At 64.0% G+C, this 13646-nt stretch carries 10 protein-coding genes and 3 rRNA genes; 3 read left to right on the top strand and 10 right to left on the bottom strand.

Annotation, left to right across the window (positions count from 1 at the left end):
- Positions 1 to 62 precede the first annotated feature (62 nt).
- Together BLQ62_RS07725 and BLQ62_RS07720 are read right to left on the bottom strand one after the other, a co-directional pair.
- Complete coding sequence (locus BLQ62_RS07725; protein WP_068566165.1) at positions 63 to 422, bottom strand: DUF3817 domain-containing protein; 360 nt, start codon at positions 420 to 422, stop codon at positions 63 to 65.
- Between the two features lie 5 nt (positions 423 to 427).
- A complete protein-coding gene (locus BLQ62_RS07720) occupies positions 428 to 1642 on the bottom strand; it encodes an acetyl-CoA C-acetyltransferase (protein ID WP_068536904.1) in 1215 nt (404 codons plus the stop codon).
- Between the two features lie 52 nt (positions 1643 to 1694).
- Here BLQ62_RS07720 and mce point away from each other — a divergent pair, with 52 nt between their 5' ends.
- Together mce and BLQ62_RS07710 are read left to right on the top strand one after the other, a co-directional pair.
- On the top strand, positions 1695 to 2198 hold the full coding sequence (gene mce, locus BLQ62_RS07715; RefSeq protein ID WP_068536908.1) for a methylmalonyl-CoA epimerase: 504 nt from the start codon (positions 1695 to 1697) through the stop codon (positions 2196 to 2198).
- Between the two features lie 60 nt (positions 2199 to 2258).
- Positions 2259 to 3362 (top strand): coiled-coil domain-containing protein, encoded by a 1104-nt coding sequence (locus BLQ62_RS07710; protein ID WP_068536911.1) that lies wholly within the window; start codon positions 2259 to 2261, stop codon positions 3360 to 3362.
- On the opposite strand, the gene BLQ62_RS07705 is transcribed toward BLQ62_RS07710, so the two are convergent.
- The 6 genes from BLQ62_RS07705 to murA all read right to left on the bottom strand — a co-directional run bounded on the left by BLQ62_RS07705 (position 3363) and on the right by murA (position 12087).
- The gene (locus BLQ62_RS07705) at positions 3363 to 3656 is read right to left on the bottom strand and encodes a hypothetical protein (RefSeq protein WP_170842903.1); all 294 of its coding nucleotides are present in this window, start codon (positions 3654 to 3656) and stop codon (positions 3363 to 3365) included.
- Positions 3656 to 4351, bottom strand: a complete 696-nt coding sequence (gene nucS, locus BLQ62_RS07700) for an endonuclease NucS (protein ID WP_068566387.1) — start codon at positions 4349 to 4351, stop codon at positions 3656 to 3658. The genes BLQ62_RS07705 and nucS overlap by 1 nt, the downstream gene beginning before the upstream one ends.
- Positions 4352 to 4677: 326 nt before the next feature.
- A 5S ribosomal RNA gene (gene rrf, locus BLQ62_RS07695) occupies positions 4678 to 4794 on the bottom strand.
- Positions 4795 to 4931: 137 nt separating this feature from the next.
- A 23S ribosomal RNA gene (locus BLQ62_RS07690) occupies positions 4932 to 8022 on the bottom strand.
- 442 nt (positions 8023 to 8464) lie between these two features.
- A 16S ribosomal RNA gene (locus BLQ62_RS07685) occupies positions 8465 to 9985 on the bottom strand.
- The 16S, 23S and 5S rRNA genes sit together here, the layout of an rRNA operon.
- A gap of 848 nt (positions 9986 to 10833) precedes the next feature.
- Positions 10834 to 12087 (bottom strand): UDP-N-acetylglucosamine 1-carboxyvinyltransferase, encoded by a 1254-nt coding sequence (gene murA, locus BLQ62_RS07680; RefSeq protein ID WP_068532333.1) that lies wholly within the window; start codon positions 12085 to 12087, stop codon positions 10834 to 10836.
- Positions 12088 to 12135: 48 nt separating this feature from the next.
- On the opposite strand from murA, the gene BLQ62_RS07675 reads away from it, so the two are divergent.
- Positions 12136 to 12708: a cob(I)yrinic acid a,c-diamide adenosyltransferase gene (locus tag BLQ62_RS07675; RefSeq protein ID WP_068533634.1), complete on the top strand. Its 573-nt coding sequence runs from the start codon at positions 12136 to 12138 to the stop codon at positions 12706 to 12708.
- Between the two features lie 36 nt (positions 12709 to 12744).
- On the opposite strand, the gene BLQ62_RS07670 is transcribed toward BLQ62_RS07675, so the two are convergent.
- Positions 12745 to 13170: a DUF2550 domain-containing protein gene (locus BLQ62_RS07670; protein ID WP_068532335.1), complete on the bottom strand. Its 426-nt coding sequence runs from the start codon at positions 13168 to 13170 to the stop codon at positions 12745 to 12747.
- A gap of 92 nt (positions 13171 to 13262) precedes the next feature.
- Positions 13263 to 13646 carry a F0F1 ATP synthase subunit epsilon gene (locus tag BLQ62_RS07665; protein ID WP_068532337.1) on the bottom strand — a complete coding sequence of 128 codons (384 nt, stop codon included), beginning with the start codon at positions 13644 to 13646 and terminating at the stop codon, positions 13263 to 13265.

The following is a 13646-nucleotide window of genomic DNA, read 5'->3' as shown; positions in this document are numbered from 1 at the left end:
CCCACCTCTCGTTCGCGCCGGTCAGCGAATCAACGTACCTGCAGGCGGGGCACCACGACGGACTAACCGCCGATCGCGTCGGCCGGCTCGGCCGCCTTCGCCGCGGTCCCGGGCGCGTCGAGCTTGCCGGCGCGCTGGGCCCACACCTCGAACACCACGGAGCACAGCGGCGGCACCGTGGACAGCAGGCCGAGCGCCAGGGTCTTCAGGTCCCACTTCCGCACCCACGCCACGGCGAGGGTGAGCGCGACGAACAGGACGAAGACCATGCCGTGGGTCATACCGGGGACGCGAACCGCGGTCGCATCGCCGCCGACCCACTTGCCGTACATGCCGACGAGCAGCCAGACCCAGGTGAGCGCCTCGACGAAGGCGACGATCTTGAAGGCCGTGACGATCTTGGACGCGAGGGATTCGTTCATGTCTCTTACTTCCCGGGGACGGTGATGATGAGCGCGTCGCCCTGGCCGCCGGCGCCGCACAGGCCGGCGGCACCGGTGCCGCCACCGCGGCGGGCGAGCTCGAGCGCGAGGTGCAGGACGATGCGGGCGCCCGAGGCGCCGAGCGGGTGGCCGACGGCGATCGCGCCGCCGTCGACGTTGACCTTGTCGGCGTCGACGCCGAGGTCCGCGGTGGAGGCGAGCCCGACCGCGGCGAAGGCCTCGTTGATCTCGATCAGGTCGAGGTCCGCCGGGGCGATGCCCTGCTTCTCGCAGGCCTTCTTGATCGCGTTCGACGGCTGGTGCTGCAGCGACGAGTCGGGGCCGGCCACGACGCCGTGCGCGCCGATCTCGGCGAGGTAGTCCAGGCCGAGCTCCTGCGCCTTGCTCTTGCGCATGACGACCACGGCGACGGCGCCGTCGGTGAGCTGCGAGGCGTTGCCGGCGGTGATCGTGCCGTCCTTGGCGAACGCCGGGCGCAGCTTGGCCAGCGACTCTGCGGTGGTGTCGCCGCGGACGCCCTCGTCCTCGCTGACGCGGATCGGCTCGCCGCGACGCTGCGGGATCTCCACCGGGACGACCTCATCGGCGAACTTGCCGTCCGCCCAGGCCTGCGCGGCCTTGCGGTGCGAATCGGCGGCGAAGGCGTCCTGCTCCTCGCGGGAGTAGGTCACGGCGTCGGTGGTGTTGAGCTGCTCGGTGAGCCCGCCCATGGGCTGATCGGTGAAGACGTCGTGCAGGCCGTCGTAGGCGGTGTGGTCGAGCATCTCGACGCTGCCGTACTTGTGGCCCTCGCGGCTGCCGGTGAGGATGTGCGGCGCCTGGGTCATGGACTCCTGGCCGCCGGCGACGACGACCTCGTACTCGCCGGCCCGGATGAGCTGATCGGCCAGAGCGATGGCGTTGATGCCCGAGAGGCACATCTTGTTGATGGTCAGCGTGGGCACGTCCCACGGGACGCCGCCGGCGATCGCGGCCTGGCGGGCGGGCATCTGCCCCGCGCCGGCGGTGAGCACCTGCCCCATGATCACGTAGTCGATCGTCTGCGGGTCGACGCCGCTCTTCTCGAGCGCGCCGCGGATGGCGACCGCACCCAGATCGGTGCCCGACTGCGACTTGAGGGAGCCGAGCAGCTTGCCGAAGGGCGTCCGGGCGCCGGCGACGATGACCGTGGGGTCCTGATGGGGTGCGGACGAAGCCACTTCGTTCCTCCTAGTGGGCAGGGGTCTTCCGCCTCAAAGCTACATTCGAGGCATGACAGAGAGCCAATCGCGACATTCCGATCACATCGCCCCGGCCGCGCACGCGGTGCCCGCGCAATACCTGCTGGGCATCGACCACGTCGGCGTCGCGGTGTCCGATTTCGATGCGGCCCTGCAGTGGTACGCCCAGGTGCTCGGCATGGTGTGCACGCACGAGGAGATCAACGAGGCGCAGGGCGTCCGGGAGGGGATGCTCTCCCCCGCCTCGCTGCTCGCGGCCGACGGCGCACCGTCGAGCGCGGCCCAGCTGCAGGTGCTCGCTCCCCTGACCCCGGAGTCGACGATCGCGAAGTTCCTCGACCGCAACGGCCCGGGCATGCAGCAGCTCGCCTACCGCGTCTCCGACCTGGAGGCCGTGACCGCGCACCTGCGCGAGCAGGGCGTGCGCCTGCTCTACGACGCTCCGCGCTCCGGCACGGCGGGTTCGCGGATCAACTTCCTGCACCCGAAGGACGCCGGCGGCATCCTCGTCGAACTCGTCGAGCCCGCATCCTGAATCGGACCATTTGCGACTGCTGACGCCCGCGCGCGCGGGCGGCCCACGTACCATCGGTGCATGGCGAATTCGGACAACGTATCGGGTGGCCCGGCACCCGCACCGTTCGCGGTGGTCCTGCGTGGGTACGACCGGGACCAGGTCAGCGAGCAGTTCCACCGCTACCAGGCTGAGCTGCGGGTTCTCGCCGCTGACCGGGATGCGGCCTCGGCGCACGCGCGGGAGCTGACCGACCTTCTCGACGAGGCGCAGGACGAGATCGACAACCTCCGCCGCGAGGTCGACCGGCTCAGTGTCCCGCCGACGAGCGCCGAGGGCATGAGCGATCGCATCGCCCGGATGATGCGGCTGGCCTCCGACGAGGCCTCCGAGATCCGCGCCGCGGCCGAGAACGAATCCGCCGAGGTGCGTTCGCTCGCGCGCCAGGAGGCCGAGTCGACCCGCCGGGAGGCGGACCGCCTCCGCGCCGACATGACCGCGCGGCGCGAGGCGATGGAGCGCGAGCACGAGACCACGATGAAGAAGGCGCACGCGGAGGCCGAGCGCATCAAGGCGGAGGCGCAGGCCGAGGCCGACAAGCTCGCCCAGTCGGCCTCCGACAACCGCGAGCGCGTCCAGAACGATTTCGACATGGCGATGTCCATGCGCCGCGACAAGGCGATCCGCACGATCACCGAACTCGAGGACGCGTCCAAGGAGGAGGCGCGCGAGCGCATCGACTCCGCGAACGAGCGCGCGGAGCAGACGCTCAACACCGCGAACGCCACCGCCGAGCAGAAGCTCGAGGACACGAACACGCGGATCGCCACCCAGGTCGCCAACGCCCGCCGCATCACCGAGGACATGCAGTCGCTGCGCGCCTCCATCCTCGATCAGCTCGAGACGGTGCGCCGCCAGCTCTCGCTGGTGCCCGAGGCGCTCGCGACGGGCGAGGGCGAGCCACAGGTGGTCGAGCAGCGCATCGACCCCGCGCCGTTCAACGCCGCGCCCGCGCCGAAGGCGGAGCACGTCACCGACGACGGCCCCACCGCAGCGCAGCGCGCCGGGGAGATCCTGGGTTCCGACGACTTCGCCGCCGCGGACACCGCCGCCATCCCGACGTCGCCGACCACGTCCACGGCGTCCACTCAGGACACCGTCGCCATCAAGACCGCCAAGCGGTAGTCAGCGGCCGCGCCGACCGGCCTCCCGCGCCCAGCACCCGCTGTGCCAGTGTCGCCGGTCGGCCACCCCGCCGTACTCCGCGGCGGGCCACACCACGACGTGCGCCGTTCCGGTCGCGATCGCCTGGTGACAGCCCGGGCAGCGGTAGTCCTTCACCGCGCCCGTACCGGTCACGGTGCGCACCTGGTAGGCCTCGTCGCCCAGTTCGACGCGGGAGCCGAAGCCGCCGGCGCTGAGCGGACGATGCCCGTCGCGCGCGGCCGCGCGCTTGCGGGAGACGGGCCTGCGCCCCATCAGAAGAGCTTGTAGGACGTGTCCTCGGTGCCGCGCAGCACGTCGTAGTCGACGGTGACGCACCGGATCCCCCGGTCCTCTGCGAGGGTCCGCGCCTGGGGCTTGACCTGTTGGGCGGCCAGGATGCCCGTGACGGGCGCGATGAGCGGATCGCGGTTGAGGAGATCGAGGTAGCGGGTCAGCTGCTCGACGCCGTCGATCTCCGCGCGGCGCTTGACCTCGACGGCCACGGTCGCGCCGTCCGCGTCCCGGCAGAGCAGATCGACGGGGCCGATGGCCGTCATGTACTCGCGGCGGATGAGCGTGAAGCCCTCCCCGAAGGTGTGGGTGTGCTCGGCCAGCAGCTCCTGGAGGTGTGCCTCCACGCCGTCCTTCACCAGACCCGGATCCACACCCAGCTCGTGGCTGCTGTCGTGCTCCACCTCGCCGATCAGGATGCGCAGCTGCTCCTCCGCCTTGTTGCGGACGATCCACAGCTGGTGCCCCTCGGGCAGATCCTTCGCGTCCTCCTCCGCCGGCGTGGTCTCCAGCCAGCACGGCGGGCTCATCCAGTTCAGCGGCTTGTAGGCGCGGTCGTCGGCGTGGATGCTGACGGAACCGTCGGCCTTGACCAGGATCAGCCGCGTGGCCATGGGGAGGTGGGCGGTGAGCCGGCCCACGTAGTCGACCTGGCATTCGGCAATCACGACACGCACGGCATCCACCTTACGGCACGGGGTCGACGGTGCCGTTGGCCTCCCGGTGGCCCGCCGGGCGCCGTCCGCCGGGCTGGGCCGGTGCCTTTCGATGCCTCGTCCGGTACTTTCCGATGCCCCGTCAGCAGCCTGCCGGCATCTCGAGCGGCCGGTGGCGCCGCCGGCCGCGCCGGATCGTCTCGTCGGCTGCGGTTGCGGTTGCGGTTGCGGTTGCGGGCGGCGTTCCCCGCGCGGGTGTCACGACCGTACGCGGACACGAAGAAGACCCCCGTGTCGGGAGCATTTCTGCTCACCGACCCGAGGGTCTTCTCCTGTATCTAATTTTAGTCCGGCGGTGTCCTACTCTCCCACACCCTCACGAGTGCAGTACCATCGGCGCTGGAGGGCTTAGCTTCCGGGTTCGGAATGGAGCCGGGCGTTTCCCCTCCGCTATGGCCGCCGTAACACTGCGAAACAACACATGTGTGCTGTCTCAGACATTGCATAGTGGACGCGAACCAAACCGAAGTCTGGTTTCTGTTGTTGTTACACGCTATTCGTTCCTGTGAGCCTCAGTGCTCATTTTGGCGAATGTTATGTGTGTGGTAAGCCCTCGACCGATTAGTACCAGTCACCTACACGCATTACTGCGCTTCCAGTTCTGGCCTATCAACCCCATAGTCTGTAGGGGGTCTTACCCACTCAAGGTGGTGAGAATCCTAATCTTGGAACAGGCTTCCCGCTTAGATGCTTTCAGCGGTTATCCCTTCCGAACGTAGCCAACCAGCCGTGCTCCTGGTGGAACAACTGGCACACCAGAGGTTCGTCCGTCCCGGTCCTCTCGTACTAGGGACAGCCTTCCTCAAGATTCTAACGCGCGCGGCGGATAGAGACCGAACTGTCTCACGACGTTCTAAACCCAGCTCGCGTGCCGCTTTAATGGGCGAACAGCCCAACCCTTGGGACCTACTCCAGCCCCAGGATGCGACGAGCCGACATCGAGGTGCCAAACCATCCCGTCGATATGGACTCTTGGGGAAGATCAGCCTGTTATCCCCGGGGTACCTTTTATCCGTTGAGCGACACCGCTTCCACTTGCCGGTGCCGGATCACTAGTCCCGACTTTCGTCCCTGCTCGACCTGTCAGTCTCACAGTCAAGCTCCCTTGTGCACTTGCACTCAACACCTGATTGCCAACCAGGCTGAGGGAACCTTTGGGCGCCTCCGTTACATTTTGGGAGGCAACCGCCCCAGTTAAACTACCCACCAGGCACTGTCCCTGAACCAGATCATGGTCCGAGGTTGAGGTATCCAATACGATCAGAGTGGTATTTCAACAACGACTCCACGAACACTGGCGTGCCCGCTTCACAGTCTCCCACCTATCCTACACAAACCGAACCGAACACCAATACCAAGCTATAGTGAAGGTCCCGGGGTCTTTTCGTCCTGCCGCGCGTAACGAGCATCTTTACTCGTACTGCAATTTCGCCGAGTCTGTGGTTGAGACAGCAGAGAAGTCGTTACGCCATTCGTGCAGGTCGGAACTTACCCGACAAGGAATTTCGCTACCTTAGGATGGTTATAGTTACCACCGCCGTTTACTGGGGCTTAAATTCTCAGCTTCGCCTTACGGCTAACCGGTCCTCTTAACCTTCCAGCACCGGGCAGGCGTCAGTCCATATACATCGTCTTACGACTTCGCATGGACCTGTGTTTTTAGTAAACAGTCGCTTCTCTCTGGTCTCTGCGACCCCACCCAGCTCCGACCGTAAAGATCATCACCAGACGAGGTCCCCCTTCTCCCGAAGTTACGGGGGCATTTTGCCGAGTTCCTTAACCACAGTTCTCTCGATCTCCTTGGTATTCTCTACCTGACCACCTGTGTTGGTTTGGGGTACGGGCCACATCAGATCTCGCTAGAGGCTTTTCTCGGCAGCATAGGATCATGGAATTCGCCGCAACGGCTACGCATCACCTCTCAGGCTTATATGAGATCCGGATTTGCCTAGATCTCGCCCTACAGGCTTACACCAGTACAACCACTGACTGGCCCCACTACCTTCCTGCGTCACCCCATCGCTTGACTACTACCAGCCGAGGTCCCGTGCATCCACCAGCTCGTCACCCGAAGGTGATCTCGCGGCTTCAGGACGGTTAGTACAACTGATTCATCAGGGGCGATCTGACACGGGTACGGGAATATCAACCCGTTGTCCATCGACTACGCCTGTCGGCCTCGCCTTAGGTCCCGACTCACCCTGGGAGGATTAACCTAGCCCAGGAACCCTTGGTCATCCGGAGGACAAGTTTCTCACTTGTCATTCGCTACTCATGCCTGCATTCTCACTCGCACAGCCTCCACAACTAGGTCACCCTGCTGCTTCTACGGCTGCACGACGCTCCCCTACCCACCCACAGTCAAAACTGTGAGTGCCGCGGCTTCGGCGGTGTACTTGAGCCCCGCTACATTGTCGGCGCCCAGCCACTAGACCAGTGAGCTATTACGCACTCTTTCAAGGGTGGCTGCTTCTAAGCCAACCTCCTGGTTGTCTTCGCGACCGGACATCCTTTTCCACTTAGTACACGCTTAGGGGCCTTAGCCGGCGATCTGGGCTGTTTCCCTCTCGACTACGAAGCTTATCCCCCGCAGTCTCACTGCCACGTTCTCACTTACCGGCATTCGGAGTTTGGCTGACGTCAGTAACCTGTGAGGGCCCATCGGCCATCCAGTAGCTCTACCTCCGGCAAGAAACACGTGACGCTGCACCTAAATGCATTTCGGGGAGAACCAGCTATCACGGAGTTTGATTGGCCTTTCACCCCTACCCACAGCTCATCCCCTCAGTTTTCAACCTAAGTGGGTTCGGGCCTCCACAACATCTTACTGCTGCTTCACCCTGGCCATGGGTAGATCACTCCGCTTCGGGTCCAGACCCGGCGACTCAAACGCCCTATTCGGGACTCGCTTTCGCTACGGCTACCCCACAACGGGTTAACCTCGCCACCGAGCACTGACTCGCAGGCTCATTCTTCAAAAGGCACGCCATCACCCCACAACGAGGGCTCTGACGGATTGTAAGCACACGGTTTCAGGTACTATTTCACTCCCCTCCCGGGGTACTTTTCACCTTTCCCTCACGGTACTTGTCCGCTATCGGTCGCAAGGTAGTATTCAGGCTTACCGGGTGGTCCCGGCAGATTCACAGCAAATTCCACGGGCTCGCTGCTACTCGGGTATCCATCACAACAGGCACCACGTTTTCAGTTACGGGACTCTCACCCTCTCCGGCGGACCATTCCAGGCCACTTCACCTAACATGACACTTTCTTACTGCTGTCCAGCCAGGTAGAGCTGGAAAGATGAACCCCACAACACCACACACACAACCCCTACCCGGTATCACATGTGCATGGTTTAGCCTCATCCGCTTTCGCTCGCCACTACTCACGGAATCACTATTGTTTTCTCTTCCTGAGGGTACTGAGATGTTTCACTTCCCCTCGTTCCCTCCACACCGTCTATATATTCAACGGCGGGTAACACCACATGACTGGTGCTGGGTTTCCCCATTCGGAAATCCTCGGATCACAGCTCGGTTGACAGCTCCCCGAGGCATATCGCAGCCTCCCACGTCCTTCATCGGCTCCTTGCGCCAAGGCATCCACCGTGCGCCCTTAGACACTTACAACACACAAAACACACACCAAACCTGAAACAACCGAAGCCGTCACAAACCTGAGTGCCCTTCATGACATAAGCGCCAAAAAAACACAACAAAATGCTTACACAGAAACATGTAAAATTACAGAAACATAACACAACAACCACACCGAAAACGATGCAGCGTCATGTTGATGCTCGCGTCCACTATACAATTCTCAAACAACACACACCACCACACCGCCACCAGCTATGAACCCCACAGGGCCCACTACGCCGGCGCAGACGCGCAGCAGCAAACTAGAGAAGACGTGTCCTCTCAGACACCCAACAGTGTGCCGACGAAACCCCCAACGACCAGCACCAGCCGGCCACGAGGCGATAAGAATTACCGTGTCAGTGTTCCACCCAATAATATGAGCGACCGCCAAACCACGAACGGGTTTGATACGGCACTAAATGCTCCTTAGAAAGGAGGTGATCCAGCCGCACCTTCCGGTACGGCTACCTTGTTACGACTTCGTCCCAATCGCCAATCCCACCTTCGACAGCTCCCTCCCACAAGGGGTTAGGCCACCGGCTTCGGGTGTTACCGACTTTCATGACGTGACGGGCGGTGTGTACAAGGCCCGGGAACGTATTCACCGCAGCGTTGCTGATCTGCGATTACTAGCGACTCCGACTTCATGGGGTCGAGTTGCAGACCCCAATCCGAACTGAGACGCGCTTTAAGGGATTCGCTCCACCTCGCGGTATCGCAGCCCTCTGTACGCGCCATTGTAGCATGTGTGAAGCCCTGGACATAAGGGGCATGATGACTTGACGTCATCCCCACCTTCCTCCGAGTTGACCCCGGCAGTCTCTCACGAGTCCCCACCATTACGTGCTGGCAACATGAGACAAGGGTTGCGCTCGTTGCGGGACTTAACCCAACATCTCACGACACGAGCTGACGACAGCCATGCACCACCTGTATAGAAGGCACAAGGCAAACCGAATCTCTCCGGCGATCCTCTATATGTCAAACCCAGGTAAGGTTCTTCGCGTTGCATCGAATTAATCCACATGCTCCGCCGCTTGTGCGGGCCCCCGTCAATTCCTTTGAGTTTTAGCCTTGCGGCCGTACTCCCCAGGCGGGGTACTTAATGCGTTAGCTACGGCACGGATCCCGTGGAAGGAAACCCACACCTAGTACCCACCGTTTACGGCGTGGACTACCAGGGTATCTAATCCTGTTCGCTACCCACGCTTTCGCTCCTCAGCGTCAGTTACTGCCCAGAGACCCGCCTTCGCCACCGGTGTTCCTCCTGATATCTGCGCATTCCACCGCTACACCAGGAATTCCAGTCTCCCCTACAGTACTCAAGTCTGCCCGTATCGCCTGCAGGCCCGAGGTTAAGCCTCGGGTTTTCACAGACGACGTGACAAACCGCCTACGAGCTCTTTACGCCCAGTAAATCCGGACAACGCTCGCACCCTACGTATTACCGCGGCTGCTGGCACGTAGTTGGCCGGTGCTTCTTCTGTAGGTACCGTCACTTGCGCTTCGTCCCTACTGAAAGAGGTTTACAACCCGAAGGCCGTCATCCCTCACGCGGCGTCGCTGCATCAGGCTTTCGCCCATTGTGCAATATTCCCCACTGCTGCCTCCCGTAGGAGTCTGGGCCGTGTCTCAGTCCCAGTGTGGCCGGTCGCCCTCTCAGGCCGGCTACCCGTCGTCGCCTTGGTAGGCCATTACCCCACCAACAAGCTGATAGGCCGCGGGCCCATCCTGTACCGCAAAAGCTTTCCACCAACCCCCATGCAGGGGAAGGTCATATCCGGTATTAGACCCAGTTTCCCAGGCTTATCCCGAAGTACAGGGCAGGTCACCCACGTGTTACTCACCCGTTCGCCACTCGTGTACCCCCGAAGGGGCCTTACCGTTCGACTTGCATGTGTTAAGCACGCCGCCAGCGTTCGTCCTGAGCCAGGATCAAACTCTCCATAAAAAACACTAGAAACACAAGGTTTCAGCATAATCCAGGAAATCCTGAACAAAACGAAACCACTGACAAAAATCAATGATTCCAGAAATACATCTCGCAAAGAAATAAACGAGAAAAGCCACAACACAAACAACCAAGTAATTTGATTGTCCATGCGTGCCAAAAAATTTTGGCACTGACAATTTCATCGACACACTGTTGAGTTCTCAAAGAACACGCCAAACGCGGCCGTCCACACCATATGTTCTCCGTGTGAACCGCACCTTCGCAGGCAGTTCATGCTACTCTCTGAAGGAACACCAGTCAAACTCACTGGCGTGACCCTCTCGGAGCAACCGTTCTAGCTTAGCAGACCGGATTTCCGTGTGCAACTCGCTCTCGCGGGCCGCTCTCGGAAGCACTTCGATCCGCTCAGTCCCACGCTAGAACCCTCTCGACCGCGCTGGGCGCTCGAAAGTGATGGTCTTTCGTGGGGCTGGCTGCTCGGAGCAACCGTTCTAGCTTAGCAGGTCGGAATTTCGTTCGCAACTCGCTCTCGCGGGCCACGATTCGGCGTTCCGAACCGCTCACCACATGGAGGAACCACACGATCACGCAGGGCGCGATCGAGGAGAAGGCTTCTCTTCCGTGGCGGTCAGCGCGACGATCCTCGCGGATCATCCTGGTTTCCGAACTTCCGGCGGCGCGTCGAGATCCAGATTCATTGGACTGCTGTGGGCCTTGCCGGGCGGCGCCTGGGCGCTGCTGACTCGATATAAGTTACACACGTCGAACTCGGAACACAAATCGGCAGGTGGTCCTCCCGATCGGAGCTGCCCGCCGGGCGCGGATCCGAGCTCCGAACGCCGAGGTCAGGACACGCGCTCGATCCGGCCGCCGAGCGCGGTCACGTTCCCGACGAAGTTCGGGTAACCGCGGTCGATGTGGAAGACGTCGTGCACCTCGGTCACCCCGTCCGCGCACAGGCCGGCCAGCACCAGGCCGACGCCGGCCCGGATGTCCGTCGACCAGACCGGCGCGCTCGAGAGCTGCTCCACTCCCCTGATCACGGCGTGGTGCCCATCGGTCCGGGCGTCCGCGCCGAGCCGCACCATCTCCTCGACGAAGCGGAACCGCGCCTCGAAGACGTTCTCCGTGATCATCGACGTCCCGTCCGCGACGCACGCCATCCCGATCGCCATCGGCTGCAGATCCGTGGGGAAGCCGGGGAACGGGAGCGTCGCCACGTTCACGGCGTGCGGGCGTTCCGGCGAAGCGATGCGGAAGCCGTCCGCACGCTCGGTCACCGTCGCCCCCGCGTCCTGCAGCTTCTGCAGCACGACGCCCAGGGTTTCGGGGGCCACACCGTTGACCGTGATGTCGCCGCGCGTCATCACGGCCGCGAAGCCCCACGTGGCCGCGACGATGCGGTCACCGATCACCCGGTGCTCCGTGGGATGCAGCTTCTCCACCCCGCGCACCATGAGCGTGTCGGTCCCGATCCCCTCGATATCGGCACCCATCTGCACGAGCATCGCGCACAGGTCCACGATCTCCGGCTCCCGCGCGACGTTGCTGATCACCGTCAGCCCCGAGGCGAGAACCGCAGCCATGAGGATGTTCTCGGTGGCACCCACCGAGGGGAACTCCAGGGTGATCTCCGCCCCGGTGAGCGAGTCCGCCTGAGCGACAACACAACCGTGCTCGATGGAGCTGGTCGCGCCGAGTGCGCGCAGACCGGACTGGTGCATGTCCAGCGGCCGCGAGCCGATCGCGTCTCCGCCGGGAAGCGCCACCACGGCGCGCCGTTCGCGCGCCATCAGCGGCCCGAGCACGCACACCGACGCGCGGAACTGCTTGACCGCGTCGAAGTCCGCTCGGTGGTTGAGCACCGCCGGCGTCGTGATCCGCGCCGTGTCGCCGTCCAGCTCGACCTCCGCACCGAGACCGCGCAACACGTCCGCCATCAGCGGCACGTCCAGGATCTCGGGACAGTTGGTCAGCACGGATGTGCCCTCGGCGAGCAGGGTCGCCGCCATCAACTTCAGGACGCTGTTCTTCGCGCCCCCCACGGTGACCTCGCCCGTCAGCCGGGCTCCACCGTGCACCAGAAACTTCTCACCCACACCCGTCAGCCTATGGCACACCGCGCGGGCCTGTGACAGCCTGTGACCATGGCTGTCCACCTGACCCGCATCTACACCCGGACCGGCGACGACGGGACGACCGGCCTCGGCGACTTCTCGCGCGTGACGAAGTCGGACGCGCGGCTGCGGGCCTACGCGGACTGCGACGAGGCGAACGCCGCCCTGGGGCTCGCGGTCACCGTCGGCGAACCCGAGCCCGAACTGCGCGCCGTCCTGCTCCGGATCCAGAACGAGCTCTTCGACGTCGGCGCCGATCTCTCGAACCCCGTCGTCGACGATCCCGAGTACCCGCCGCTACGCGTGACCGGGGACTACATCGACCGACTCGAGGGCTGGTGCGACGAGTACAACGACGGCCTGCCGAAGCTCGATTCGTTCGTCCTTCCGGGCGGCACTCCCCTGGCGGCGTACCTGCACCTGGCGCGCACCGTCGTGCGGCGGGCCGAGCGTGCGGCATGGGAGGCGGTGCGCGAGCACGGGGACTCGGTGTCCGTGCTGCCTGCGAAGTACCTCAACCGGCTCTCGGACTTGTTGTTCATCCTGTCGCGAGTGGCCAATCCCGGAGGCGACGTGCTCTGGAAGCCGGGCGGCGAGCGCTGACGGTGCCGCCGGAAGCAGCCCGCCGGGGGCACCGGGTCAGGGTCGCTGGCGGCGCGGGCTGGGCCGCGACTCGAGCCAGGACTGGAAGGCCGTGAGGCCGTCGCGGGCGAAGGCGAGCTCGGTCTCCCCGCCCGGGGTGACCGCGTGCACGATGACCATGTCGGGATCGATCACGTCGAGCTCGGTGCCGTGCGGCGCGCGCCGGCCGACGATCTCCGTGCCGCTGCGCGGCAGCGTCCAGCTGGGCCCGAGCCGCACGCTGGTGAGCCGGTAGTACTTGAGTTCGTGGTCGTCGTAGCGGAGCGTGCCGTGCCGCCAGCCCTGCTCCCCCTGCGCCGGCAGGTACCGCAGGATGATCGGGACGCCGGCCACGCGCAGGCTGTACAGGCGCAGGACGACGACCGCGCCGATCGCGAGCAGGATGAGGACGGCGACCGCCACGACGAAGACCGCTACGCCCATCACCGCCTCCTCACTGCTCCGTGTCGCAGATAGCAGGAAAGCCGGTGGCCCGTCTTCACCGGGCCACCGGCTTTCACGCTGCTGCTTCTATGCTACTTGCCCGCGAGGAACTCGATCGCGCGCAGTTGTCCGTGCGCGACCGCCTCCTCGTCGGAGCCGTCCGCCGCCGCCTCGAGGGCGCGCCGGACCTCGGCCTCCTCCAGCGTCGAGGCCCACTCCGCCCCGTCCGCCAGCACGGTGACCTTCTCGCCGGTCACCGAGAGGAAGCCGCCGCGGATCGCTGCGGCCAGTCGCTCGCCGCCCACCGTGTCGATGGCGACGGCGCCACCGGTGGTGAGCTGGCCGAACAGCGGCTCGTGATGAGCCAGGACACCCAGCTCACCCTCCGTGGTCTGAGCGATGACGAACGTCGCCTCGCCCGACCACAGCCGCTCCTCGACGGAGACGACCTCTACCTGAAACGCCGTGTCAGCCAC

The sequence above is a fragment of the Tsukamurella pulmonis genome (assembly GCF_900103175.1).
In the GTDB taxonomy this organism is placed as follows: Bacteria; Actinomycetota; Actinomycetes; order Mycobacteriales; family Mycobacteriaceae; genus Tsukamurella; species Tsukamurella pulmonis.
Note: the sequence above shows the minus strand (reverse complement) of the source record. Positions and strands in the feature narration are given on the sequence as shown.

Coding starts and splice junctions, on each gene's coding strand:
- BLQ62_RS07675 (WP_068533634.1), top strand. CDS start 12,136: ATGGCTGTCCACCTGACCCGCATCTACACCCGGACCGGCGACGACGGG.
- BLQ62_RS07705 (WP_170842903.1), bottom strand. CDS start 3,656: ATGGGGCGCAGGCCCGTCTCCCGCAAGCGCGCGGCCGCGCGCGACGGG.
- BLQ62_RS07725 (WP_068566165.1), bottom strand. CDS start 422: ATGAACGAATCCCTCGCGTCCAAGATCGTCACGGCCTTCAAGATCGTC.
- BLQ62_RS07710 (WP_068536911.1), top strand. CDS start 2,259: ATGGCGAATTCGGACAACGTATCGGGTGGCCCGGCACCCGCACCGTTC.
- mce (WP_068536908.1), top strand. CDS start 1,695: ATGACAGAGAGCCAATCGCGACATTCCGATCACATCGCCCCGGCCGCG.
- BLQ62_RS07670 (WP_068532335.1), bottom strand. CDS start 13,170: ATGGGCGTAGCGGTCTTCGTCGTGGCGGTCGCCGTCCTCATCCTGCTC.